General features: G+C 39.9%; 28 protein-coding genes. 15 read left to right on the top strand and 13 right to left on the bottom strand.

All coding sequences use genetic code 11. From position 1 onward, the window contains the following. Positions 1–5: 5 nt before the first annotated feature. The 6 genes from traK to SB679_RS09180 are packed head-to-tail and all read right to left on the bottom strand — an operon-like array spanning position 6 to position 5,473. Positions 6–629 (bottom strand): conjugative transposon protein TraK, encoded by a 624-nt coding sequence (traK, locus tag SB679_RS09205; RefSeq protein WP_410701951.1) that lies wholly within the window; start codon positions 627–629, stop codon positions 6–8. 24 nt (positions 630–653) lie between these two features. Next, a complete protein-coding gene (gene traJ / locus SB679_RS09200; protein ID WP_410701950.1) occupies positions 654–1,646 on the bottom strand; it encodes a conjugative transposon protein TraJ in 993 nt (330 codons plus the stop codon). A 23-nt stretch (positions 1,647–1,669) separates the two neighbouring features. Next, positions 1,670–2,299 (bottom strand): DUF4141 domain-containing protein, encoded by a 630-nt coding sequence (locus SB679_RS09195; protein WP_410701949.1) that lies wholly within the window; start codon positions 2,297–2,299, stop codon positions 1,670–1,672. A gap of 32 nt (positions 2,300–2,331) precedes the next feature. Next, positions 2,332–4,827, bottom strand: coding sequence for a TraG family conjugative transposon ATPase (locus SB679_RS09190; protein WP_410701948.1), 2,496 nt, complete (start codon positions 4,825–4,827; stop codon positions 2,332–2,334). Continuing rightward, complete coding sequence (locus SB679_RS09185) at positions 4,824–5,156, bottom strand: DUF4133 domain-containing protein (protein ID WP_199156152.1); 333 nt, start codon at positions 5,154–5,156, stop codon at positions 4,824–4,826. The genes SB679_RS09190 and SB679_RS09185 overlap by 4 nt, the downstream gene beginning before the upstream one ends. Positions 5,157–5,167: 11 nt before the next feature. After that, entirely contained in the window at positions 5,168–5,473 is a 306-nt protein-coding gene (locus SB679_RS09180) for a DUF4134 domain-containing protein (protein WP_199156151.1), read from the bottom strand. 398 nt (positions 5,474–5,871) lie between these two features. On the opposite strand from SB679_RS09180, the gene SB679_RS09175 reads away from it, so the two are divergent. Then, positions 5,872–6,330, top strand: coding sequence for a MaoC family dehydratase (locus SB679_RS09175; RefSeq protein ID WP_410701947.1), 459 nt, complete (start codon positions 5,872–5,874; stop codon positions 6,328–6,330). Between the two features lie 124 nt (positions 6,331–6,454). Here SB679_RS09175 and SB679_RS09170 read toward each other — a convergent pair whose 3' ends face one another. From SB679_RS09170 to SB679_RS09150, 5 genes are read right to left on the bottom strand one after another with little or no spacing between them, the layout of a single operon-like run. Continuing rightward, positions 6,455–7,081: a hypothetical protein gene (locus tag SB679_RS09170; RefSeq protein WP_410701946.1), complete on the bottom strand. Its 627-nt coding sequence runs from the start codon at positions 7,079–7,081 to the stop codon at positions 6,455–6,457. A gap of 7 nt (positions 7,082–7,088) precedes the next feature. Further along, positions 7,089–7,892, bottom strand: a complete 804-nt coding sequence (locus SB679_RS09165; RefSeq protein ID WP_410701945.1) for a hypothetical protein — start codon at positions 7,890–7,892, stop codon at positions 7,089–7,091. Positions 7,893–7,937: 45 nt separating this feature from the next. Next, on the bottom strand, positions 7,938–8,570 hold the full coding sequence (locus tag SB679_RS09160) for a conjugal transfer protein TraD (protein ID WP_410701944.1): 633 nt from the start codon (positions 8,568–8,570) through the stop codon (positions 7,938–7,940). 46 nt (positions 8,571–8,616) lie between these two features. Next, positions 8,617–9,024 carry a DUF3408 domain-containing protein gene (locus tag SB679_RS09155; protein WP_410701943.1) on the bottom strand — a complete coding sequence of 136 codons (408 nt, stop codon included), beginning with the start codon at positions 9,022–9,024 and terminating at the stop codon, positions 8,617–8,619. Positions 9,025–9,035: 11 nt separating this feature from the next. Next, positions 9,036–9,800: a ParA family protein gene (locus SB679_RS09150; protein WP_410701942.1), complete on the bottom strand. Its 765-nt coding sequence runs from the start codon at positions 9,798–9,800 to the stop codon at positions 9,036–9,038. 689 nt (positions 9,801–10,489) lie between these two features. On the opposite strand from SB679_RS09150, the gene mobA reads away from it, so the two are divergent. Both mobA and mobB read left to right on the top strand, forming a co-directional pair. Continuing rightward, positions 10,490–10,921, top strand: a complete 432-nt coding sequence (gene mobA / locus SB679_RS09145; protein ID WP_410701941.1) for a conjugal transfer protein MobA — start codon at positions 10,490–10,492, stop codon at positions 10,919–10,921. Positions 10,922–11,014: 93 nt separating this feature from the next. Beyond that, entirely contained in the window at positions 11,015–12,301 is a 1,287-nt protein-coding gene (gene mobB / locus SB679_RS09140; RefSeq protein ID WP_410701940.1) for a conjugal transfer protein MobB, read from the top strand. A 5-nt stretch (positions 12,302–12,306) separates the two neighbouring features. Here mobB and SB679_RS09135 read toward each other — a convergent pair whose 3' ends face one another. Continuing rightward, positions 12,307–13,200 carry a helix-turn-helix domain-containing protein gene (locus SB679_RS09135; RefSeq protein WP_410701939.1) on the bottom strand — a complete coding sequence of 298 codons (894 nt, stop codon included), beginning with the start codon at positions 13,198–13,200 and terminating at the stop codon, positions 12,307–12,309. A 157-nt stretch (positions 13,201–13,357) separates the two neighbouring features. Between SB679_RS09135 and SB679_RS09130 the strand changes: the two genes are divergently transcribed. From SB679_RS09130 to mobC, 10 genes are all read left to right on the top strand, one after another. Beyond that, positions 13,358–13,984 (top strand): flavodoxin, encoded by a 627-nt coding sequence (locus tag SB679_RS09130; RefSeq protein ID WP_410701938.1) that lies wholly within the window; start codon positions 13,358–13,360, stop codon positions 13,982–13,984. Positions 13,985–14,007: 23 nt separating this feature from the next. Continuing rightward, positions 14,008–15,015: an alpha/beta hydrolase gene (locus tag SB679_RS09125; RefSeq protein WP_410701937.1), complete on the top strand. Its 1,008-nt coding sequence runs from the start codon at positions 14,008–14,010 to the stop codon at positions 15,013–15,015. A 48-nt stretch (positions 15,016–15,063) separates the two neighbouring features. After that, a complete protein-coding gene (locus SB679_RS09120) occupies positions 15,064–15,528 on the top strand; it encodes a nuclear transport factor 2 family protein (RefSeq protein ID WP_410701936.1) in 465 nt (154 codons plus the stop codon). 115 nt (positions 15,529–15,643) lie between these two features. Next, positions 15,644–16,387: a carboxymuconolactone decarboxylase family protein gene (locus tag SB679_RS09115; RefSeq protein WP_410701935.1), complete on the top strand. Its 744-nt coding sequence runs from the start codon at positions 15,644–15,646 to the stop codon at positions 16,385–16,387. 6 nt (positions 16,388–16,393) lie between these two features. After that, positions 16,394–17,245, top strand: a complete 852-nt coding sequence (locus SB679_RS09110) for an aldo/keto reductase (RefSeq protein WP_410701934.1) — start codon at positions 16,394–16,396, stop codon at positions 17,243–17,245. A gap of 15 nt (positions 17,246–17,260) precedes the next feature. Next, the gene (locus tag SB679_RS09105; RefSeq protein ID WP_410702099.1) at positions 17,261–18,244 is read left to right on the top strand and encodes an aldo/keto reductase; all 984 of its coding nucleotides are present in this window, start codon (positions 17,261–17,263) and stop codon (positions 18,242–18,244) included. A 48-nt stretch (positions 18,245–18,292) separates the two neighbouring features. Next, the gene (locus SB679_RS09100; RefSeq protein ID WP_410701933.1) at positions 18,293–19,342 is read left to right on the top strand and encodes an alpha/beta hydrolase; all 1,050 of its coding nucleotides are present in this window, start codon (positions 18,293–18,295) and stop codon (positions 19,340–19,342) included. 26 nt (positions 19,343–19,368) lie between these two features. Beyond that, complete coding sequence (locus SB679_RS09095) at positions 19,369–20,427, top strand: alpha/beta hydrolase (RefSeq protein ID WP_410701932.1); 1,059 nt, start codon at positions 19,369–19,371, stop codon at positions 20,425–20,427. A gap of 11 nt (positions 20,428–20,438) precedes the next feature. Next, positions 20,439–20,918 (top strand): cupin domain-containing protein, encoded by a 480-nt coding sequence (locus SB679_RS09090; protein ID WP_410701931.1) that lies wholly within the window; start codon positions 20,439–20,441, stop codon positions 20,916–20,918. Positions 20,919–21,295: 377 nt separating this feature from the next. Continuing rightward, a complete protein-coding gene (gene mobC, locus SB679_RS09085; protein ID WP_410701930.1) occupies positions 21,296–23,296 on the top strand; it encodes a conjugal transfer protein MobC in 2,001 nt (666 codons plus the stop codon). A 76-nt stretch (positions 23,297–23,372) separates the two neighbouring features. Here the strand turns inward: mobC and SB679_RS09080 are convergent, their stop codons facing one another. Beyond that, positions 23,373–24,269, bottom strand: a complete 897-nt coding sequence (locus SB679_RS09080) for a helix-turn-helix domain-containing protein (RefSeq protein WP_410701929.1) — start codon at positions 24,267–24,269, stop codon at positions 23,373–23,375. Between the two features lie 225 nt (positions 24,270–24,494). Here SB679_RS09080 and SB679_RS09075 point away from each other — a divergent pair, with 225 nt between their 5' ends. Together SB679_RS09075 and SB679_RS09070 are read left to right on the top strand one after the other, a co-directional pair. Then, on the top strand, positions 24,495–25,247 hold the full coding sequence (locus SB679_RS09075) for an SDR family NAD(P)-dependent oxidoreductase (RefSeq protein ID WP_410701928.1): 753 nt from the start codon (positions 24,495–24,497) through the stop codon (positions 25,245–25,247). Next, positions 25,225–26,478, top strand: a complete 1,254-nt coding sequence (locus SB679_RS09070) for an aldo/keto reductase (protein ID WP_410701927.1) — start codon at positions 25,225–25,227, stop codon at positions 26,476–26,478. Before SB679_RS09075 ends, SB679_RS09070 begins: the two co-directional genes overlap by 23 nt. Positions 26,479–26,489 lie beyond the last annotated feature (11 nt).

Raw genomic sequence — 26,489 nt, 5'->3', positions numbered from 1 at the left:
TTATTTTAGCGGTCAACGACTTGCAGATCTTTATTTTCCAGGACGCTGAATTTTTCGATGTTAAAGCCCTGCGGATTGTTATCGGATCGAACGGAGTTAACCAGATAACAAGATGTTACAAGGCTTCTTTCCGTTAGGTTGCTTGACCGGATGATGAATTGCCTAGCATAGGTGCGTACCGCATATGGATAAGTATCAAAGTTGCATTGAACGCTATCGATCTCGATGCGCTGCTGGATATTACCTGAAATGATCCTGTTGTAGTAGCCTTTCTCTGAAAGATCTTTATAATAATTGAAGGCACTTTTATCTGCCATATTAAAAGCTCGTTTCATGTTACTTTCAATAGCATTTTTATCAGGAGCCAACGTAAAAAAGAGTTCATGGAAACGCCTTACATGTTCCCGTGCTTCCACAGGCCTGTTGATTGTCACATCCTGGGCTAAGGCAAGCATCAAAGATTTACCATTATCTAGTACATAGATTTTTTGTCTCTGCTGCTCAGCAAAATGATAGGATTGCCAGACAGCATAACCCACCACCAAAATACACAGCACAGCGAATATCATGGCATATAGCCTGATCTGCCTGAAACTGTTTTCAATGTTTCTAAGTGTTTTAAATTCCATGTTGGTTAATTTTTGTGTATTTAATTATTTCAAAAGTTGGCCACCAACATTTCCTGCTGCTGCACCCGCGCCCGCACTTGCCACATTTCCAGCTTTCTGCGCAGTCTGCGTAACATTACGCATGAAATTACCAGCTCCTCCTGCCTGAATTATCCAGCCTGTTACCGTAGGAATAGTGAAATAACCCACAATACCGATAATCATAAAAATCAGGTAGATGGTGTCAGATCCATCCGGTATAAAGTTGGGATCAGATAGGCTATTAATATCTTTTTCAAGCATTAGCGATTGAAGCTTAGCCAGCATAGCACTAAAAATATCTGCCACCGGCAGCCACAGGTATACACTCACATATCGGGAAATCCACTGGCTTAATGTCGACTGGAAACCATCCCAAACCGAGATAGCAAAGGCTATGGGACCCAGAATGGATAAAATGATTAGAAAGAATGTCCGTATCGTATCAATAACCAGCGCCGCTGCCTGAAAGAGAATTTCAAGCAAGTCTCTAAACCAGTTTTTAATCTTTTGTTCTAACTGATAACTTCCCCTTTCCATATACATTCCTGCCATTGTCCCAAGATCTGATGGTGACCACCCCAGCTCCTCCAGTTTTTTATCAAACTCTTCATCAGAAATGAGATAAGCCTGTTCGGGATTTCTCAGCATCGCTTCGCGTTCGAGCTGGTCTTTCTGTTGCTGCAGTTTATTGAGGTCCAAAACCTGGTTTTCAAGCATACTATGGGTACCCTTGACAACAGGACTGAGTACCGCGTTGATTGTTCCCAATACAATCGTGGGAAAAAACATAATACAAAGTCCCAAAGCAAATGGTCTTAAAAGTGGGAACACATCGATTGGTTCGGCACGGCTTAATGCCTGCCAAACTTTAAGGGCGACATAAAATAATGCCCCTAAACCTGCAACACCTTTAGCAACTGCCGCCATCGTGGCGGACATTGGAAGCATCTCGTCGTATAACGATCGAAGGACTTCATGAAGGTTTTCAAATTCCATAATTTACTGTATTAAAAAAGAGTTTACCAATATTTTTGATTCGACGAACCGTATAACTGTAGCACACGCTGCGCATCGTTTTTCTTTTTAGCCCGCAAATAGCTCACGGAAATATTCTTATTGGTATAGTAGCGCACAAGCTTCTGATACTCACTCACCTCTTTGTATACCTTATCGACAATTTCCATTCTTTCTTTATCATTCATAGAAAGGCTTGATTCATTGATGATCTGCTTTAAGTCTTTGAGCAGATCTCCGCTTTCATTTAATAGCTTGGAATAACCAAAGGCTATTGCTGTTAATTCCTGGGGTGAGAAGTTGGGATCATTGATCATTTTCCCGAAATTGTTCACATACAATTCCGAAATATTCCCGACCATTAGTACCGTCTGCTGGACTTTTCGCGCATCCTTAACCAGATTGGTGACAGCTTTAAGTTTATCGTAATATTCTTTTCCTTGCGTGTAGACCTTTTGCACTTCCTGAAAACTCTTAAGTGTGTTGGTAACGGTGCTGGAAGTTTGTACAATCTGCTGGGCACTGTTTACAATACCCTGGGCTAGATTGGTTGGATCTGTAACCACAAATTGAGCTTTGGCCGGCATTATCCCTAATAACAGCGCAGCAAATGCCATTAACATAAATTGTTTCATTGTTTTGGATTTTAAAATGTTATTAAATTTTATTATTGATCTTTTTTGTAAGTGGCAATCCTTTTAATTGCCAGCTCAACATTTCCTTCGAGTTCTTTTGCCAGCTGCATCACTTCAAACTTTTCGGTTTCTTCCGTAGTGTAGGCCAAATATTCCTCAGCCGAGACTTCAGTCGCATATACAGCCGAATGCGTTCCCCCCAGTCCTATCCAAACTTCTTTGTAAAACCGCGATGAATCGTTGTTCATATTGATGGATAAAACCTGCGCTTTTTCCTTATCGGTCAGTCCGAGCATTGCCTGTATTTCATCGAACTTGTTCATGTACTTTCGCTGGTCAAGTAGTATCTTACAGTCTGAATTATTGATGATACTTTCCCTTACAATGGGCGAATGGATAATATCATCGACTTCCTGTGTAACCACAATGGCTTCGCCGAAGAACTTTCTGACCGTTTTGAAGAGATATTTTAGATATTCAGCCATCCCTTCCTTTGCAATGGCTTTCCAGGCTTCTTCAATCAAGATGAGTTTCCGGATACCTTTGAGCCTTCTCATCTTATTAATGAAGACTTCCATAATGATGATGGTAACGATTGGAAAAAGGATCTTATGGTCCTTGATCGCATCAATTTCAAACACAATAAAGCGCTTGGAAAGCAAATCCAGTTGCTTATCGGAATTAAGAAGATAATCATATTCCCCACCCTTATAATAAGGCTCCAGTACGTTTAAAAAATTGGCGACATCAAAGTCTTTTTCCCTAACTTCTTTGTCATGAAGGATCTTACGGTAATCCCCTTTTACAAATTCATAGAATCCGTTAAAAGAAGGGGAAGAGTTATCTTTCTTAATTTTTTCGATATATCCGCTGACCGCATTGGAAAGCGCAACTTCTTCGGCTCGTGTTGGCGGTTCATCATCACGTTTCCAAAGTGTGAGAACCAGCGTTTTAATACTTTCTCTTTTTTCAATATCAAACACTCCATCATCGGTATAGAATGGATTAAAGGCAATCGGATTGTCTTCTGTGTAGGTAAAGTATACGCCATCCTCCCCTTTGGTCTTACCCTTAATCAGTTCACATAATCCCTGATAAGAATTTCCTGTATCAACTAGTAGAACGTGAGCTCCCTGTTCATAATACTGCCTTACCATGTGATTGGTGAAAAATGATTTTCCGCTTCCTGAAGGGCCTAAAATAAACTTATTACGATTGGTGATGATCCCTTTTTTCATCGGGAGATCAGAGATATCCAAATGAATGGGTTTACCGGTAAGGCGGTCAGCCATCTTGATTCCGAACGGTGAAGGAGAGTCCTGATAATTGGTCTCTTCGGTGAAAAAGCACAAGGCCGGTTCTATGAACGTATAAAAGCTTTCCTCACTCGGGAAATCACCTGCATTTCCAGGAATGCCTGCCCAATAGAGAGTGGCCGTATCAGTGGTATTGTGGTGGGGTTTACACTCCATTAGTGCTAGCGCACTGCCAGTATCGTTTTTCAACTGTTTAAGTTCAGCAGGATTATCAGACCAGGCCATCACATTAAAATGTGCCCGAATTGAAGAAAGACCATAGGAATGCGCTTCGTTCAGGTAACGTTCAATCCACTCTTTATTAATCTGGTTACTTCTGCTATACCTTCCTAACGACTGCATGTTCCTGGCGGATTTTTCAAATTTTCTTAAATTATCATCACTGTTATCCAGAAAAAGATATTGGTTGTAAATGTGATTGCAGTTTAAGAGTAGCCCCACAGGCGCTGCAAAAGATAAACGGCAATCACTCCGATCGGTCGAAAGCTTTTCAAAACGGGTATCAGTAGAAACCTTACCGGGCAAATCATCCGTATCGGATAAGGTATGCAGACAAAGTCTATTATTTCCAATCCTCATTTCTTCAGCGCCGATTGCAATATCCTGCAAAGCGGCCCCAACTTGTCTTGATAAGGTAAAGTACTGATCGAGTAATCCCTGATTACCATTACTACCTGTAATCTCTTCTTCACTTAAACGCTCCAATTTCACCAGCCCACAATCATTAACAATTCTTTCAAACTGGCTTACACTTTCCATGAACCTGGAAATCGCTTCCTTATCCCTGATTTCTTTAGGTACAAGCACCCCTTTACAGAGTGAAGAGAAATTGCTTTGCATTCTCATTCTGTCTTTTGAAGTCTTGGTAATGAACACATAGCAATCGTGATTCAAAAACGGCCGCTCGTTAAAATGCTGCTGGTAGGATTTTGCCAGAAAACTCAGATCATTTTTTGCAAAGTCTGGTGAATAGTTTTCGTCGATGTACCAGTCCTGTTTATGAATCACCGTATAATCGGGCAGTGTTTTTATCGCTTTATGCCATGCAGAATGAATCGCTTCGTATTCGGGAGCAGCCACTGTAAACAGTTCTGGAAGAAATACCCTAAAACAGGCAGTGATATCAGCTTCCTTAGAAATGATGCAGTGGTTTTCTACTGCCAGCAATGGAAATTTACTTTCCAGCGTAGTTGCTTTACTTACATTTCTCATGCTGCAGGAGTTTTCGGTTGAACTTTCAAACAGCGGTAAATAGACCTGCGGCAGATAATATACTTAGGATGGCTTTTTTTAGCACCCAGCTTCATCAGGCCATGTTGCCCATATTTCTTGTTAAGCGCAAAGGTTTGCCAGATGATCAGAGAAGCTCCACTTACGCCTGTAAAAAGACACGCATAGGAATTAACGCCGGCCATATACAAAACCATCACCAGAATAAGGACACCCAGTAACCCACCTGCAAAAATGAAAAGGTATTGCGCTTTGAGTCCTTTAAATTCTACCGTCCTTCCGATTCCTTTATTGATATTGTAATTATTCATAAGGCAAAGGATTAAAGGAAGAATGAACGTAAAATCGTAGCCGCTACAATCAGAAAGATGCATGCTCCAAACCAGCTTGCTGCTGTTTTGCTCGTATCCGGGTCACCCGAACTGAACTTGTTATAAACCTTAACCCCACCGATTAAACCAACGACCGCACCAATAGCATAAATTAGCTTGGTGGCCGGATCAAAATAAGAGGTTACCATTTGGGTGGCTTCCGTGATTCCAGCGGAGCCATTACCTTGCGCAAATACGCCCGAAACTGATAGCACAATCAAGCCAGCCAGTATCAGCTTTTTTCTTTGTTTCTCCATTTTTAATTGAATTATTTGTTACAGATTTTTCCACGCCTTGTGGGATCTCGAACAAATGTATTCTGAGGGCAACACCAACCTATCACACTGGAATCCAATGGAATAACTTGGCTCTAAATGGCTTTTAAAGTAATTTTACACAATAAAAAAAGGCGTCAAAATTGAAAAATTTTGACGCCTGATAAATGGTAGAAATGATATTAATTAAATGGTCTAAATATGAAAATGGTTTTGTACTGCCATGTTAATAATGCTAAAATTTGCGATTCCAACCGAAGCAATCTAGCTGAGAATTATCTGGATGAATAGTTTAATTAGTAGGAAATGTGTTAATTTGAATTTCGGAGTCGAAAGTCCTAATAACAGATATTTTTTATTTCGTCCATAAATCAAAAACTATGTTAGTAATAAATAATTTTGAAGAGTATAAATCACATTTAGGAAAAGAATTAGGGGTTTCTAACTGGCATACCATAGACCAGAACCAGATTAACAGCTTTGCTAATGCAACTTTAGACCATCAATGGATTCACGTAGATAGAGAAAAAGCTGAGAGAGAGGGACCGTTCAAAAGTACCATAGCACACGGCTTTTTAACACTAGCATTAATCCCCTATCTATGGAAACAGATTGCAGATGTTCGAAACATCAAAATGGAAATAAACTACGGCATCGAGAATTTTAAGTTTGGCCAACCCGTTCTGGTAGACAGTGAGGTGCAATTAAAAGCCAAGCTCAAATCTATTACAAACTTAAGGGGAATAACTAAAGTTAATATTGAAGCAATACTTGTCATTAAAGATCAGCTGAAACCGGCGTATGTTGGCGACGTGGTATTTCTCTATCATTTTATTTAAAATAAAAATCCCTATACTTACCATCACTAGAGTTAACTCTGTGCTTTCAATTTGACAATGAGTAATTTACCTTCAAAAAAAGGCATTAGTTTCACTAATGCCTAAAGTGTAAGTTTCTCACAATTTAAAGTTTTCGACCCTTTCTAATATTTTTTTCATTGTTTTTCACTGCTTCTTTCGACACCTGTTTGGCATACTGTTGTTCTGACAATCCCGCCTCTCTGAATACTTTTTCTGGCACATTGGTATTTAAGATTATTTTCCCCTCCTTGAGGGTAGGAATTATTTGTTTTATAAGCGCACTTTTAATAAACTCCAATCCACTTGCGTTCTTGAGATAATTTGGTAGAGGCATCTTAAAGCGCCATACGGAATAGAATGTATCAGGAATTCCGACCACGATTCCCCTTTCCATTTCTTTTTCGATTCTCTTGTTAAATCGTTTAATGTCCCGATCCAGCAAATACTTACCGATAAGCTCATCAAGATAGTTTTCAAGGTTCATTTTAATACTGTAAGTTTTATCACCAGACTTGAATTCCTCTGACGGAAGTGATTTGCAAAAGCTTTCTGCTTTCTCAATGAGAAGTTTCCCGTTTTCATCATCGGCCCAGTAGTCAGTTGGGCCACCATGCCCGTGATTAGATGCAACTCCAGCTTTTTTTCCTTCAATGTATAGGTTGGCTGCGAATGCAGGAGTCTCCTCGCTAAGTGCCTCACTATATTGAATATTTTTTAATTCAATCTTCATAAGTCTATTATAGTTTAGATCCTTTTTTCTTATTCTTATCTCTGGGTATTTCGTTTTTTAAGGAATTTGCTTTATTCTCTCGAATGACCTCTGGTATCCCAGTCTCTTTCCATGAAACAGCACCAGCTTTGAAATGAGATTGGAGGTTTCTTTCCTTTAAGTTGGCCATTTCGCCAAGTCCATATTTTCTATTGTATCCGATAGGATCCAGGACATTTTCATGTGGAAAGCTAACCACTATAATGTCTTTAGGAATTTCTGTTATCGAGCTAAGATCAATCTGCTGAAATTCATGAGTTTTAGGGTTATACGGAATAGCATATTCGCTCTTCTCTTCAATATAAAAATCTTCTATCTTGGAAAACACAATTCCTTGTGATAAGAAATCATCTTTAGGACGAAGCATGTCCATACGCAAGTCAACATAAAATGGATGTCCGGCAATTTCAACAATGGGCAGATGTCCGGCAAGCCGCTTTTCTAATGCCCCCTGATTAACCATTAGATGAAAATCATTCGTGGTATTCAGCATCTCTATTGGAACTCCGTATTTCTCTGACATACCTATTGGGTCGAGGATAACCAATTCCGGAATTTTCACCATCACGGTTTCGGAACGCATGAACATACTGGGAATATTCTTTTCATTTAAACTATATTCAAACACATACCCATCATGCCTTCCAAGATCCCTCATATCAAAAAGAGAAATTGCATTAGAAGGATTGTTCTTTTCCCTTAATTCAAACCTATTAACATCAACCTCAAATTCTGTTTTCTCAATATTTATCGTTGGCAGTTCTCTTTCCATGCTACACCTTTATTTAAGATTTTTATAAAAACGGGGACTTGTCTTTTAGACAAAATCCCCGATATTAAATCCGCCCAGATTATCTTTCTGAATAAAGGAAGAGCCAGCATCTTCTTCGGCTGAAAGGCTTCGGTCCAAAAGCGCTGCTATTTTTCTCGATGCACCCTCGATAGAGTTTTCTAATAAGCTGAAAAGTTCGGTTCCCTGTATTTTGTGAACAATATCAACCGCTGTTTTTTCTAAAGATGGCTCCGGCTTTTCTTGCTGCAGCAACATCCCCACGGTACTCAGTTCTTCAAAGGTCACCCCTGTGGCGAAACCGTCTTCACCATCAGATACTCTATATTGCCCCCACTCCTTTTCCTCCTCTTCAAAATCAGGCAATTGCCCAAAAACTTCTTCCGGCTCTTCCTGCGGAATTTCTATGTCGAAATCTTCTTCATTGATTTCTATCGCTAAATTATTTGATTTATTTTCCGCTTGATTATTTTGGCCCGCAGAGGCATTCTTTGGCACCGAAAGTCTTGTTGCAAGCTTGGGTAAACCCATTATTTCTGGTAAAATTATCTCAGTTTTCTTTTGGCTCTCTTTTCTAGCTGGTCTTTTTTTGATGACGAATTTATCCTCAACCAATAATACAATGATTACGAGTAGGCATATTACAATGATTATTTCCATGACTATATAATAGATTTAGGTATGATATGGAATAATGTCTATTTTCTTATAGGATAGGCTTATTCCTTGCATTAAAAAACTCAGTAATATCAGCTCCGAATTCTTTAAAATGATGTTCAAAAATATTATCGATGTACGAGTAAAGTGTCGTCTTTTCTTCCCTGGTTAATTGAACGATGCGAAGAAGCCGCTCATGATATTCAGGTCTTATGTATACTACTTTTCCATTACGTCCAGAGGGATAGCGGTTAGTAAGAAATACCTCTTCATAAATTATTTTCTTTTGGAAAGTATCTTTCTTTTTATCCCTCGCTTTACTTTCTTTAGTTTCAACTTCCATTTTCGGCATTTGATTGGTAGAAGTTGGCTCGTTACCACTCATTATATCCATTATCAAAGCCTCATTAACAAGTGGCTTATCAAAACTTTTTTTTTCTATATCATCAGATTCCATAGCTCACATTTTTAACGTTTTACAATTTTTAGAAATTCCTGAATAAACAGATCAAGTCTGGTCATCCTCATTAGCTTCTCTTCTGGCGGCAGTAAACTTGACCTGAATATGTAATTACCGCTCTCTTCTGTTTCTCTGCGAAAACGTTTACTATCCATGATCCTGGTATGCATAACATTCAATTCCAATTCTTCCGTGACGACCTGGTAAGCATCATAAAGAGTGCTTCTTTCCCTCCCATCGACCTGGTTCCAGAATAACCACATTGATTGTTCTTTATTTTCTTTAGTTATTTCAGGAAACTGGAGAAATGCTTTTACAAAAGTTAGCGTGCTTTCGACCACTAGACGGTCAGCCGTTATTGGTGCAAAAATAAAATCCATAGCTGTTAAGGTTGTCAGAACACCCTTAGTATTAGCGGTACCTGGAAGATCAAAAAAAATAAAATCAAAATGCAGTATTGAATCGTCGACATATTCAGCAGACTTTTGCAATGCTTCTTCTGCTTTGCATTGAATAATAGAATATGCTTTTTTATTGATCTGCTGATATAGCTTGATAGCCGCTTTTTTATGGTAGGTGTTTTGCATTACCGTTTTGAGATCCCTATCCCTCATTTTAACTAGACTATTTTGAGGAAAATCACAGTCAAGAATAAGTACATTATAACCTAGTCGAAAATGCAAAACACTTGCTACAAGCGTAGTTAACGTTGTTTTTCCTACGCCCCCCTTTGGGGTGGAAAAACTTATTTTTAATGTTTTCTTTAATGTCATGATTTTAAATATTTATAATTATTTATCTTAAAAATTGGACGGTAATGCGGATATACAGGTGTTCGTATTACGGTATCCGTGCTTTCCCTTTTCATAAGCCTGCAGTATTACATTATTTCAATCTGCATTTCTATGAATTTTGCAAGTCGTACATGAACTCATTTCACAAACTTTAAGCTTTACCTTATTCACTCCTAACTGCTTTTATAATTTCACATATTCACATTTTAGCAGTTGCTTGTACATATATTAATCTTACAAACTGCTTTCTCTCTTGCCCGCATACTTAATTGTCTATATTTCCTTTAATCTATACAGCAAAGAAAGAGTACAATCATCTTGTGCACTTCTAAATGGCAGCCTTTGGCAACTACCGGCTTTATTTGGCACCACCCTACATACCAACACTTTAGACATTCAACCCTTACTTTGTGAAAAGATTTTATATATGGATTTTATGTTCAGAGATTATAATAAATACTGCAGGGTAACATACAGCTCAAAGCCATTTTTCCCTGCTATATTTAATTCATCCCGCAGGGTGAATTCTCTGTTCACCCGAACAGAGCAAGTTGTGTTTTGAGGCACTCGAAACCGAGTTAGTGCCTCAAAACAACTTGCCCTTGCAGGGAGCTTAAAAAACGTCTTCCGAAGTCAGCGTTTTTGTGTGAATTTAAAATGGATTAGTGATGAACGAGAACAATAACAAAAAACAGAATAAGGGCGGACGGAGAGCTAAGACTGACCCAAGCATCCACCGCCACGTTTTCCGTCTTACAGACGAAGAAAATGCCAAACTTTTATCGCTTTTTGAAGCATCGGGAATGCCCAATAAAGCAAAGTTTATCATTTCTCTGCTGTTCAGTAAGGAAATGAAATCGGTTAAAATTGATAAAGGAACGGTTGATTTTTATATGCGATTGACTTCGTTTCACAGCCAGTTTCGTTCCGTAGGTGTAAACTATAACCAGATTGTAAAACTGCTGTACAAGAATTTTTCGGAGAAAAAAGCCGCAGCATTCCTGTACAAATTGGAAAAACAGACGGCTGAAATGGCGATGCTATGTCAAAAAATCATTCAGCTAACCGAAGAATTTGAAGCGAAGAACCTGAAAAAATAGCGTTAGACCTGGATGAGCTATCCATTAAAAGATAAAAATTAATAGCTCATCCACGCTTCATTACCATTAAGAAAATAAAAAAATCAATGAAAAATGATAGCAAAAATCGGAAGGAGCGAAAATTTGTATGGAGCATTGGCATATAACAATCTGAAAGTAGAGAATGAAAACGGACAAATTTTGTTTGCCAATAAGATGATTGAAACCGCTAACGGGCATTATTCCGTAGCACAATTAGCCCAGTCTTTTGCGCCTTACCTGATAGCTAACCGCAATACAGAAAAACATACGTTGCATATTTCGCTCAATCCCGACCCGAATGATAAGGTAAGCGATGAAAAATATCGGGAAATGGCAGAACAGTATATGCGGGAAATGGGTTACGGCGAACAGCCTTTTGTAGTCTTCAAACATACCGATATTGACCGTAGCCATATTCATATCGTATCGGTTTGCGTGGACGAAGAGGGCAAAAAGATTTCGGACAAGTTCGAGAAAATGCGGTCTATGAATGTGTGCCGTGAGTTGGAAAGAAAACACGGATTGATACCCGCAACTGATAAGGAGCATCGGCAGAACGACAAGGTTTTCCGTCCGGTAAATTATAAAGCTGGAGATGTAAAAAGTCAAATCGCTTCGGTAGTTCGGCACTTGCCGAATTATTACAAGTTTCAGACTTTGGGAGAATACAATGCCTTGCTTTCCCTGTTCAATATTACCACCGAAAAAGTAGAGGGCGAATTACAGGGGCAGCTACGGCAGGGTTTATTATACATTCCTTTAAACGAGAAAGGCGAAAGAGCCGGGCATCCGTTCAAGGCTTCGCTGTTTGGTAAAGATGCAGGGCTTCCGGCTTTGGAGCTGCATTTTGCGAAATGCAAAACGGATTTAAAAGATAGTCCAACCAAGCAGACCTTACAATCAGCCGTTACCATTGCCTTGAAATCAACAACTGATGAATTGGGCTTTAAGAAACAGTTAGCAGAGCAGGGAATTAACGTAGTGGTGCGGAGGAATGATACATTGCGTATTTATGGAATGACATTTATAGACCACAATTCTAACGCGGTTTGGAACGGTTCACGTTTGAGCAAGGAACTTTCTGCCAATGCCTTTAATGATTATTGGAACAATAACATCAAACCGGAGATTAAAGAGCCAGTAGAATTACAACCGAAAATATCTACATCAAATGATGCAGATCTTCCTGCGGAAGAACCTCATCATTTGTTCGACTTCCTGAATACTAATGAAAAACACGAAGACGGTTTGATTGAAGCATTAGGAGGTTTATTGCCCGAAGCCCAGGGCGAAGATTACGAGGAACAGGACTTTGCCAATAAGATGAAAAAGAAGCGTAAACGCAGAAAGAACCAATAATAATATCAATTCAAACTTCGATACTCAACAGGTGTTACACCCGTCTTTTGTTTGAAAAGGCGGGTAAAATGTTGCGGATATTTAAAGCCCAATTCATAAGCAATCTCGCTAATGGATTTATCAACATCAAAAATCCTTGCTTTGGCAACTTCAATAACTTTTGACTGTATATATTCCTGTGCTGTTTTGCCCGTTTCTTTCTTGATTAAATCGCCAAAATAATTGGCAGACAAATTTAATTCATCAGCACAATAGGCAACGGCAGGTAAACCAACATTAATAGGCTTGTCCGACGAAAAATAATCGTTTAGCAATTCCTCGAACCGCTCTAAAATTCCTTTATTGACGTTTTCCCTTGTAATAAACTGGCGGTCGTAAAATCGGGTACAGTAATTTAAGAACAATTCAATATTCGATACAATCAGTTGCTTGCTATGCTTGTCAATGGCGTGTTGCAACTCGTATTCTATTTTAGTGAAACAGTCCAGTATGATTTTTCTTTCCTGCTCCGATAAATGCAGGGCTTCGTTTACCGCATAAGAGAAAAAATGGTAATCATCCATATTTTTTCCAAGTGAAGTACCCAATAACAAATCGGGATGAAATACCAAAGCAATACCTTGTGGCTGATAGTAATCTTCTCCGTTTTCACCAATTACCTGACCCGGGGCGAGAAATATTAATGAGCCTTCCTCATAGTCGTAATTATGCAATCCGTAACGCAGGTCGCCGCAATGTATCTTTTTCAGGAAGATAGTATAAAAATCATAACGCATACGACTTAGCTTTCTTGGGTCAGCTTTGTCTAAATGAACCACGCTAACCAAAGGGTGCAAGGTTTCATTATTATTAAAGGCATTATACTCCTTTATATTTCCGAAGTTGATAATATCATCCATTCTTCAATTTTTTTTAATCCGTTAGACAAATTTACAAAATCATTCCCCTTGTTTTACGCCATCAGACCCCAATCAGTAATATTGGTAGGTAATACCGTAATTGGTATAAGTAGGAAAAATTTATTATCGAGAATTTTGTATAGATAAATGTTATAAGATGAAATTACTGACAACATACTATTTATGGCTGAATGCTATTGTATTACTCCTGTCGTCTTGTGCGAAAGCGGAAGACCTGTCGGAAAAAGGCGAATTATTGGGAGGTAAAAAAGTACTCATCGTTTACCTTTCACGCACACAAAACACAAAGGCAGTAGCCGAGATTATCCATAAAAATGTAGGCGGTACATTGGTTGCTTTGGAATTGAAAACCCCATATCCCGAACACTATCAGACAACGGTAAATCAGGTTGCCGAAGAAAACAGGACAGGCTTTTTGCCACCCCTCAAAACAAAGATTGACAACATAGAGCAATACGATGTAGTATTTATCGGGTTCCCGACTTGGGGAATGCAGTTACCGCCACCGATGAAAAGTTTTCTGAACGAATATAATTTAAGCGGTAAAACCATTGTGCCATTTAATACCAACGGCGGTTATGGTATCGGCAGCAGTTTTGAAACAGTAAAACAGCTATGCCCGAACAGCACCGTATTAGATATTTTTTCGACAAGAGGTGGTTCAGAAAGGGACGGGATTTTATATGTTATGGAGGGCGATAAAGAAGTACAGGTACAATCCGAAGTAAAGAAACGGCTTCAGAAAATAGGTTTGGTTAAATAATGTCTGACTTAAAAGAAATAAGAATGATAGGTTACAACATCATACTGTGTTTTGCCCTTTTCGCAGGAAGCTGTTCATCTTCCACTACATCAGGTCACACTGAAACAGGTAATAAGAATAACACAGATACCACCATTACAATGACCCCCCATCTTACTACGAACAATCTTGTTCAGGATATTGTCAAACATCCTGCATTCAGTGGCTTTGGCGAATTGTTGTTACCCAATGACGATAATACACGTTACTATAATACGGCAATATCAAACATTGGTACATTGATGCCCTACCATAATGCCGTTAACCCTGATGAGATAGTACAATCGCTCAATCATTTAATTGATGATACCAATAACGGGAAAACCGTTTTTTACAGTTTTTATACCGAAGAACAGAAGAAACAAGACCCCAATAAAAACAACACAGGACTATTCTTTTATCGTGGCGACCCCGATGCACCGTTTGCCATAGTCTGCCCAGGTGGTGCATTTGCTTACGTCGGTTCCTTGCACGAGGGTTTGCCGTTGGCATCCGAAATCAGCAAAAAGAAATTGAATGCCTTTGTAATCCGTTATCGGATTGGCAGTGAACAATGGGCAACGGAAGATTTGGCAAATACGATAAGTTTCATTTTTCAGAATGCAAAGACCCTGCAAGTAGATACAAAGAACTATTCTCTATGGGGTTTTTCCGCAGGGGCGAGAATGGTAGGCAATATTTCGGATTATGGTGTGAATGCCTTTACCACAGGGAACCATCCGAAACCTGTTACCGCAGTAATTGCTTACACAGGTCAATCCACATACAATAAAGGCTTTCCCGCTACATTCATTACCAACAGTGAAAATGACAGGATAGCTAACATTCAGACCGTAGATAGGCGTGTACAGAATTTGAAAAACGCAGGCGTTGCCGTTGCTTACGAACGGTATAAGACCGCAGGTCACGGGTTCGCTTTGGGAACAGGAACAGATGCCGCAGGTTGGCTTCCCAAAGCCGTAGATTTTTGGAAAAGCCAAATGATAAAGTAACCACTTCAATTAAAATACACTATTGCAAAAACTTAAACAGTAATCATTATGAAAAAATTTATTCTTGGGCTATTCATCATCATTATGGGAACAGCATCGGCGTTTTCACAAAGCACCCCGCAGGAGCAGGAAGTTATCAAGCTATCCAAGGACAAATGGCAGTGGATGGCAGATAAAAATGCAGATACGCTGAAAACATTATTTCACGAAAAGTCTGTGTTTGTTCATATGGGCGGCTCTTGGGGAAAAGAGCAGGAACTCAACACAATTAAAACTGGTGGCATTTGGTACAAAAAAGCGGAAGTGTATAGTGTAACAGTTAATATAATCGGCAATACTGCCATTCTCTTAAACGATATTGATTTGGAAGCCGTTGTCGGCGGAAATATAGTTACTAACCCTTTTATGGTAACCGAAGTATATGTAAAGGAAAACGGTCAGTGGAAAATGGGGTCGCTCACATTTTCTCGCTTGCTCCGCCCGGTTAAAATGAATAGCAATGACAAAAAATAATGAATAGAATTATTATAGAGATTTTGGGTATCAGTGATTTTGGTAGGTAAAACAGTAATAGGTATAAGTCAATTATTTTTTATGTTCCGAAATTTGTATAGTAAATAGAAGTGAAATGAAGCAATTAAAAATAATAGGTCTTATAACGATGATAATTTCTATTTCATTGTTTACAAACCCCATAAAAGCACAGCAAATGGCAACAGCAAATAAAAGTTTAAGCCCGCAAGAGCAGAGCATTATTTCCATTTCTGCATTGACCGCAAAAGGCGATTTGGATAAACTAAAGACAGCCTTAAATGCAGGGCTTGAAAATGGGCTTACCGTTAATGAAATAAAAGAAGCATTGGTACACACGTATGCTTATTGCGGATTTCCACGCAGCATCAGAGGCTTGCAAACCTTTATGGAAGTATTGGACGAACGTAAAGCGACAGGCATCAATGATAAAGTTGGCAAAGAGGCTTCAAAGATTGATAAAACGGACAGCAAGTATGAGCGTGGGAAAAAGATTTTGGGCGAACTAACCAAAACACCACAGCCCGACACACTTAAAGGTTATTCGGCATTTGCACCGACAATAGATACCTTTTTAAAAGAACATTTGTTCGCGGATATTTTTGAAAGGGATGTATTGAGCTATGCTCAAAGAGAACTGGTTACAGTTTCCGTAATAGCTGCCATCGGCGATGCAGAACCAATGCTTAAAAGCCATTTAACCATCTGCCTGAATGTAGGCTTAACGCCGGAGCAGTTACAAGAGTATGTTGACGTGCTGAAAACAACGTTAGGAAAAAAGGAAGCGAAATCAGCACAAAAAGTCTTGGACGAAGTGCTTAAAGGCTATAAATCAAAATAAGAAAAAATGGAAAAAATAATATTAAATAACGGAGTAGAAATGCCCATTTTGGGCTTTGGCGTTTTTCAGGTAACAGACCTTGACGAATGCGAACAAAGTGTTTTAAACGCAATAGAAACAGGCTACCGCCTTATTGATACTGCCGCCTCCTACGGGAACGAAACGGCAGTCGGCAATGCCATCAAAAAAAGTGGTGTGGCAAGAGAAGAACTGTTTATTACAACCAAACTTTGGGTAGAAGACACAGGCTACGAAAAAACAAAAAAGGCATTTGAAAAATCCCTGAACAAGCTGCAATTGGATTATTTGGACTTGTATTTAATTCATCAGCCTTATGGCGACATTCACGGTTCTTGGAGAGCAATGGAAGAACTGTACAAAGCAGGTAAAATAAAAGCAATCGGCATTAGCAATTTCCACCCCGACAGGGTTGTGGATTTAATGGCGTTCAATGAAATTGCACCTGCCGTTAATCAGATTGAAACACATCCTTTCAATCAGCAGATTGAAACGCAAAAATTCTTACAGGAAAACAACATACAAATTCAGTCTTGGGCTTCATTTGCAGAGGGCAAAAATGACCTATTCAAAAACGAGTTATTGGCTTCCATTGGCAAGAAATATAACAAATCCATAGCGCAGGTTGTACTGCGTTGGCTTACTCAAAGAGGCGTTGCAGTTATTCCAAAATCAGTGAAGAAAGAAAGAATGATTGAAAACAAAAACGTTTTTGATTTTGAATTGAGCGCAGAAGACATAAATGCCATTCAAACGTTAGACACCAAAGAAAGTTTGTTTTTCAGCCACCGTGACCCCGAAATGGTAAAATGGCTGACAAGCCGTAAACTTCCCGAATAAAATAAATAAAAGATGATGCAAAAGAGAACATTAGGAAATAACGGATTAGAAGTATCTGCATTAGGTTTAGGCTGTATGGGTTTAAGTTTCGGCTATGGGCAACTTACCGAAAAGAACGAAGCTGTAAAACTATTGCGCTCCGCTTACGAGCAGGGCATTACTTTTTTTGATACGGCAGAAGCCTACGGACCAGACGCCAACGAAGAACTGTTGGGCGAAGCCCTTGCGCCGTTCCGTAATGAGGTAGTGATTGCAACTAAATTCGGTTTTAAAGACGGTAAGCCCGATTTGGGAATGGACAGCCGACCCGAAACCATCAAAGCCGTTGCCGAAGCAGCATTGAAAAGGTTAAAGACCGATTATATTGATTTGTTCTACCAACACAGGGTTGACCCAAATGTACCCATTGAAGATGTTGCAGGAGCAGTAAAAGAATTAATAAAAGAGGGAAAAGTAAAACATTTCGGTTTGTCTGAAGCAGGAACGGAAACCATACGCAAGGCGCACGCTGTACAAGCAGTTACCGCTTTGCAAAGCGAATACTCAATGTTTTATCGTGAACCCGAAAAAGAAATCATACCCACATTAGAAGAATTAGGCATTGGCTTTGTTCCGTTCAGTCCGTTGGGCAAAGGATTTTTGACAGGTGCGATAACCAAAGATACAACGTTTGGCAAAGATGATTTTAGAAGTACTGTTCCACGTTTTCAACCGGAACATATTGCAGCCAATCAGGAATTAGTTGATTTGGTAGGTGCAATAGCAAAGGAACATAATGCTACACCTGCACAGGTAGCATTGTCCTGGCTTTTGGCTCAAAAGCCTTTCATTGTTCCGATACCGGGTACAACTAAATTAAATCGTTTACAGGAAAATATCGGCGGGGCAAACCTTGCCTTATCTTCCGATGAACTGAACAGGATAAATATAACGTTAGATACCATCAAAATTTCGGGCGAACGTTATCCTGCGCACTTAAAGGCAAGAGTTGGAAAATAAATAATAAAAGTTATGAAACGGATAACACTTATATTAATAACAATGGCTATGGCAGTAGGTGTAAATGCACAGAACAAGAAAACCAAAAGCAAACAAAAACCATTGGTTATTGAAACACAGGGCAGTTTTGCGGTAGGTGGCACAATGTTTACTCAACCGGGAAACTTCGAGGTAGCCAATGCGCTGAAGCCCGATGGACAAACCTTGCACGGCGACCACGCATATATTTTCTATCAGCTTCCGCCAAAAGCACATAAATACCCGTTAGTGTTCTTACACGGCGCAGGTCAGTCCAAAAAAACGTGGGAAACCACGCCCGACGGTCGTGAGGGCTTCCAAAATATCTTTCTAAGAAGAGGTTTCGGAGTATATCTGCTTGACCAGCCAAGACGTGGCGAAGCGGGCAAAAGTACCGTTGAGGCAACGATTAAGGCTACTGCTGACGAACAGTTTTGGTTTACACAATTCAGGATAGGGAATTACCCTGATTACTTCCCCAATGTACAGTTCCCAAAAGACAAAGCATCATTAGAACAGTTTTACAGGCAAATGACCCCCAATGTAGGTGCTTTTGATGCCAACGTTGTCACAGATGCCGTTTCACAGCTATTCGACAAAATTGGCGAGGGCATTTTGATTACGCACTCACAGGGTTGTGGTGCAGGTTGGCTCACAGCTATAAAAAACGATAAGGTTAAAGCAGTAGTAGCTTATGAACCTTATAGCGGTTTCGTATTTCCAAAGGGGGAACTGCCACAGCCTATAAATTCAACAGGGCTTTTCGGTGCGTTAAGCGGCGTGGAAATACCACTGGCAGATTTTGAGAAGCTGACCAAAAAGCCTATCGTTATTTACTATGGCGACAACATTGCCAAAGAACCAACTTCCGTATGGAATAAAGACCATTGGCGTTCAGGGCTTGAAATGGCAAGGCTTTGGGCAACAGCTATCAACAAACACGGAGGCGATGCTACCGTGGTGCATCTACCTGAAATTGGCATCAATGGCAATACGCACTTTATAATGTCCGATTTGAACAATGTACAAATAGCCGACTATATGGCTGATTGGCTGAAAGAGAAAGGACTGGACAAATAATGGTAAAACAGAAAATAGTTAGAGAAATGAAAAAGTTAACATCAATAATCGCAGTAGCTATGTCAACATTTGCGACCGATACAGTAAATGCCCAATACCATCAAAAGGCTGAACAAAACCCTTTTACGTTGGTATATGACGGAGCCATTACCAAAAATGAAAAAGGCAAAGTAAATATCCATCCTGTTACCTACAAACTGAACGGGATTGATATAAAAGCCAACGTTTATACCCCTGCGGGCTACGATGCTTCAAAAAAATATCCGGCAGTAGTGGTAGCACACCCTAACGGTGGTATCAAAGAGCAGACAGCCGGGCTATATGCGCAGCATTTGGCAGAGGCAGGTTATATCACTATTGCTGCCGATGCAGCCTATCAGGGAGCAAGCGGCGGCGAGCCTCGTCATACCGATAAACCTCAATACCGCACTGAAGACATACACGGTGCAGCAGATTTCATTACGCAATATCCGGGCGTTGATGCCAACCGTTTAGGCGTATTGGGTATTTGTGGCGGTGGTGGCTACACCTTAAAAGCTGCCCAGTCTGACAAGCGTTTTAAAGCAGTGGCTACTTTAAGTATGTTCAATTCAGGAGAGGTAAGACGTAACGGCTTTCAAAATTCCCAGTTGAATAACATTCAGGAGCGTATAAAACAAGCATCTGATGCCCGTGCGCAGGAAGCCGCAGGCGGTAAAATTCAATTTTCAGGTGTGGCAAGCATAACTGATGAAGAAATAGCTAAAACGTCAACAGATTTATATCGTGAGGGATATGAATATTATTACAGAACCCACGCACATCCAAACTCTACTTTTCTGTACACTACAAGCAGCCTGATGGATTTAATGACCTGGGATGCTACCAACCAGATTGAACTCATCAATCAGCCTTTGCTGATGATAGCAGGAAGCAAAGCCGATACAAAATATATGACCGATGAAGCCTTTGCCAAAGCCACCAATGCTAAAAACAAGGAATTGTTTTTGATTGACGGAGCAACGCATATACAGACCTATTGGAAACCGGAATATGTATCACAGATAGTAAACAAATTATTGAGCTTTTATCAGACCAATCTTTAAAATAGAGAATGATGAAGCATAATTTAATGTATATCCTGCCACTTGTAGCGATGCTACTTACAGCGTGCAACAATAATCAGAAAATGGAAGAAACAAAACAGCAAAGTGAGCCAGTTTTCGCAAAAGGCGAAAAGGTTGCCAACGATAATTTTACCGGAACGGTTTGGCTTAACTATTTGGTGGAAACCGATAGTACCCACAATGTAAATATAGGTTCTGTAACCTTTGAACCGGGAGCAAGAACAAACTGGCACTATCACAAAGGCGGTCAGATACTTTTGGTAACAGAGGGAACAGGTTTGTATCAGGAAAAAGGTAAGCCAATAGAAACGATTAAAAAGGGAGAGGTAGTAAAATGCCCGCCTAATATAGAGCATTGGCACGGGGCAACGCCCACCGAAGCAATGACACATATTGCCATAGGAACGAATACCAATATTGGTGGGGCTGTTTGGTTGCAACCTGTGACAGATGAGGAATATAATAAATGATAAAATATCATAATAAGTTAAATCAGTTATAACAGAGTTATAGAGGCTGTATCATAAGTCAAAATCAAAATTTACAAACAGAATTTAATTTTGAACACCTTCAGTCAAGAATCAAAAGATAATAAAAAACGGCAATTTTCAAATCGAAAATTGCCGTTTTTTATTTAATTGCAGACTGCTTTAAAATTTAATTTGGCAGCTTAACGCCAAAAATGACTTATGATACAGCCTCTTTTTGTTTTTATCAAAGCAGGCTTTTTTATTCTTAAATGAATAAATCAAGCCAAACACCGCCACTCAAAGCCAATGACTGCCACATTCTTATAGCCACTCTTTAGAGCCTATAAATTCACGCCCGAACATTAAAACTAAAAATAATGCAGGGAGAAGACGATTTAAGAGGTTTAGCCAAAATAATGGCTTTTATGAGGGCAGTAAGTATTCTTTTGGTACTGATGAACCTTTATTGGTTCTGCTACGGTTTCTTTTTAGAACGTGGCTGGACATTGGAAGTAATCAACAAAATATTAGGCAACTTCGATAGAACAGCAGGTTTATTCTCGCATACCTTATATACTAAAGCCTTTGCGTTGGTATTGCTTGCTTTAAGTTGTTTAGGAACGAAAGGCGTAAAGAATGAGAAGATAACCTGGTCTAAAATTTACGTGGCTTTAGGAGTTGGTTTTGTGCTTTTCTTTCTGAACACACCGTTGTTAAAGCTATCTCCGGTAATAAGCACATTTCTGTATATCCTTACTATCTCTTTAGGTTATATCGCCTTGCTAATGGCAGGTGTATGGATGAGCCGATTGCTCCGTACCAACCTGATGGATGATGTTTTCAATAATGAGAACGAGAGTTTTCAGCAGGAAACAAAGCTGATGGAAAACGAGTATTCTGTCAACCTGCCCACCAAATTTTACTACAAAGGCAAATGGAACAACGGTTGGATAAACATTGTAAATCCTTTCAGGGCATCAATCGTGTTGGGTACTCCGGGTTCAGGAAAATCTTATGCAATCGTAAACAATTACATCAAGCAGCAGATTGAGAAAGGCTTCTCAATGTACATCTACGATTTCAAGTTTGACGACCTATCTACCATTGCTTACAACCATTTATTGAAGCATCGGGATAAATACAAAGTTCAGCCGAAATTTTATGTGATAAATTTTGACGACCCACGCAAGAGCCACCGTTGTAATCCTTTGAACCCCGACTTTATGACGGATATTTCGGATGCTTATGAAGCGGCTTATACTATAATGCTTAACCTCAATCGAAGCTGGATACAGAAGCAAGGGGATTTTTTCGTGGAAAGCCCAATTATCCTATTAGCTGCCATTATTTGGTATCTGAAAATCTATGAGGACGGTAAGTATTGTACATTCCCACACGCCATTGAATTACTGAATAAAAAGTATTCGGACGTATTCACGATTTTAACTTCCTATCCCGACTTAGAAAACTATTTATCGCCGTTTATGGATGCGTGGCAAGGCGGAGCGCAAGACCAATTACAGGGACAGATTGCATCTGCCAAAATTCCTTTGTCAAGAATGATTAGCCCACAATTGTATTGGGTTATGACTGGCGATGACTTTTCACTTGACATCAACAACCCGAAAGAACCTAAAATTTTGTGCGTTGGTAACAATCCCGACCGTCAAAATATCTATTCCGCAGCATTGGGTTTATACAATTCAAGAATTGTAAAGCTCATCAACAAAAAGGGACAATTAAAGAGTTCAGTAATCATAGATGAGTTGCCTACGATATATTTTAGAGGACTGGACAATCTTATCGCAACAGCAAGAAGTAATAAGGTAGCAGTCTGTTTGGGCTTTCAGGATTTCTCGCAATTAACAAGGGATTACGGCGACAAGGAAAGCAAGGTAATTCAGAATACCGTTGGTAATATTTTCTCCGGGCAGGTAGTTGGCGAAACGGCAAAAAGCCTTTCGGAACGTTTCGGAAAAGTATTGCAGAAACGCCAAAGTATGACGATTAACAGGAATGATAAATCTACCTCTATTTCCACACAGTTAGATAGCCTTATTCCGGCTTCCAAAATTTCAACGCTTACACAAGGTATGTTCGTGGGTTCTGTATCAGACAACTTCGATGAGCGCATTGAGCAAAAAATCTTCCACGCTGAAATCGTGGTGGATAATGAAAAGGTCGCTTCCGAAACCAAAGCCTATCAAAAGATACCTCAAATTTTATCATTTGTAGATGAGCAGGGCGAGGATAAAATGAAACAGCAAATTGAAAGCAATTACCGTCAGATAAAATCGGATATTCTGCATATTGTTGAAAGCGAATTGGAACGCATCAAGAATGACCCGGATTTGCAACATTTGGTACAACAGGGATAGGCAATCAAAATGAACAAATAAAAAAGGGGCTTTTTTTTCAAAGTCCCTTTTTTATTCATCTAAACTAAAGTACACCTTAATTCAATGACCTGTATTCGATGGGCGTAATGCCTGTACTCTTTTTGAAAGCCCTCGTAAAATGTGCCGGATATTTAAACCCCAAGTCGTAAGCAATCTCATTGATAGTTTTTTGATTATCCAATATCTTTTGTTTAGCCAACGCCATTATTTTCAATTGGATGTATTCCAAAGCCGTTTTACCTGTTTCCTTTTTTATCAAATCGCCAAAATAATTGGTAGAAAGATTTAATTGCGCCGCACACCAGGTAACAGATGGCAAGCCTATCGTTTGCGGTTTATCGGATTGGTAATATTCGCTCAATAACTTTTCAAACTGAACTAATAAATCGGTATTGGCATCATTCCGTGAAATGAACTGGCGGTCATAAAACCGTATGCAATAGTTTAAAAACAATTCAATATTATCAACAATCAGCATTTTGCTATGCTTATCCACACCACGTTCCAATTCATAGCTGATTTTTTCGAAACAATCCAGTACAATTTTTCTTTCCCTTTCAGACAAGTGCAACGCTTCATTCGATTGGTAAGAAAAGAACGTATATTCATCAATGTGCCTGCCCAATGATGTGCCACGTATCAGGTCAGGATGGAACAGCAAAGCGTAGCCCTGCGGTTTATAATCCTTGTTAATATCCACGTTGATGATTTGCCCCGGAGCAACAAAAACCAATGTCCTGTCCTGATAGTCATAGGTATGCTTTCCGTATTTCATATCACCGCACATCACTTCCTTTAAATACACGGCATAAAAACCAAAATTCATTTTGGACGCATAGATTTCCGGCACTCTGCCGTCAAAATCCATAATGCTTACCAATGGATGTAAATTCTCCTTATGGTAAAAAGCATCGTGCTGGCTAACCGTATCAATTCTTAAAATCTCGTCCATTTCAATTGCGTTTAAAATCAATACAAATTTATCCATTATTTCTTCCCCTGTATGCAAATAGGTGCAAATCAGTGAAAATGGTAGCACAATCCGTGGATTGTATAAGGAAAATGTATTAATAAGATAAGAACTTTGTAATGTAAACTTATAGGGTGATGCAAATCACGGTAAACAGAAACAATATTTTTAACAATAATATTAAATAAGGAATTGATTATGAAACTGATGGAAAACAAAGTTGTTCTTATTACGGGAGCAGCACAAGGTATCGGATTTGCCACTGCAAAAGCATTCGCAGAGGCAGGTGCATCGGTAGCATTAGCTGATTTTGATAAAGATTTGGTAAACCAAGCGGCAGACCAGCTAACGGCAGCTGGTTACAAAACGCTCGCTATCGTTTGCGATGTTTCAGATGATGCACAGGTAAAGGTAATGGTTGATAAAACCGTAGAGACATTCGGAAGACTGGATGCAGCCTATAACAACGCAGGTATTCAAAATGTACTGGCGGATGCGGCAGACCAGACGATGGAAGATTTTGACAGGGTGATAGGTGTAAACCTGCGTGGCGAGTGGAGCTGTATGAAATATGAATTACAGCAAATGCGTAAACAAGGAAGCGGAGCGATTGTAAACTGTTCGTCCATCGGTGGGATTTTGGGCGGTGCGCAGAGAGGAACATACCATGCAGCCAAACACGGCGTAATCGGGCTTACCAAAAGTGCAGCGTTGGAGTATGCCCCACATGGGATACGGATTAATTCAATCTGTCCCGGTCTAATCCATACCCCGATGGCAGATAAAATGATGGCAGGGGGTCAGCAGGATGCACTGGATGCGATGTTAGCAGCCGTACCCGTTGGTCGTCTCGGTCGCCCCGAAGAAATAGCTAATGCCGTGGTATTCCTATGCAGTGATGCGGCAAGCCTTATTGTAGGTCATACCTTGGTAGTGGATGGCGGCTACAGTATTCAATAAAAAAGTGTTTAATCATCAAAAGAATATAGATATGGATAACAAAAAAGAACTTCAAAATCAGGAAAAAAGCAACCCGTCCAACCGCCGGGATTTCTTAAAGAGTGCCGCCCTTTTCGGAGCGGCTGCCTGTGTTCCTACTGTATTGGTATCAAGCTGTACAGGTACAGAACAAAAAACAACATCTTCTAACCAAAGTCAAAATGAGAATACTATGCCTGTTATTACACAACGCCGTACTTTGGGAAAAGGCAGTGCCTCAATGGAAGTTTCGGCATTGGGTTTTGGTGTTATGGGAATGAATTACCACCGTGGCGCACATCCCGATGAAAAAGCCATGATAAAACTGGCTCATGAAGTAGTGGAGCGTGGCGTTACCCTCTTTGACACGGCAGAGACCTACGGCCCGTTCTTCAACGAAGAACTGGCAGGCAAGGCACTTGCCGAGTTTAAGGGCAAGATTGCCGTTACCACAAAATTCGGCTTCAACTATGCCGGAAACAAAAAGAACGAGATGCCTGCCCAACCAAACAGCAAGCCTGAACGCATCCGTGAAATGGTGGAAGCATCGTTGAAACGCCTGAATATTGATGTGATAGAATTGTTGTATCAACATCGTTTAGACCCCAACGTACCCATTGAAGAGGTGGCGGGAACAGTGAAAGACCTGATTGCCGAGGGAAAAGTAAAACACTTTGGTCTTTGTGAGGTCGGGGTAGAAACTATCCGCAAGGCACACGCCGTACAGCCTGTTACAGCCATACAGAGTGAATACCATTTGATGTGGCGTGAAGTGGAAAAAGAAGTGCTGCCCTTATGTGAAGAATTGGGTATCGGTTTTGTGCCATACAGTCCTTTTAACCGTGGTTTCCTCACAGGAGCCATTAACGAATATACAAGTTTCAGTTCCGGCAACGATAATCGTAATATCCTGCCGCGTTTTACCCCCGAAGCGATACGGTCAAACCTTAAAATTGTGGAAGAACTGAACAAGTTCGGCCGTACAAGAGGTGTAACCGCTGCACAGGTAGCATTGGGATGGTTGCTGCAAAAAGCACCGTTTATCGTCCCTATTCCCGGAACGACCAAACTCTCACATTTAGAAGAAAACCTAAGAACATTGGATTTCACTTTTAGCACACAGGAATGGAAAGAGCTTGAAGCAGCCGTGTCAAACATTACTATTGTTGGCGACCGTTATCCTGCTTCCGAGCAAAAACAGGTGCAGAGTTAAAGAAACAGAAT

Source organism: Chryseobacterium sp. SIMBA_029 (genome assembly GCF_046535275.1).
Lineage (GTDB): Bacteria > Bacteroidota > Bacteroidia > Flavobacteriales > Weeksellaceae > Chryseobacterium.
This window is presented reverse-complemented; position numbering and strand designations above follow the sequence as displayed.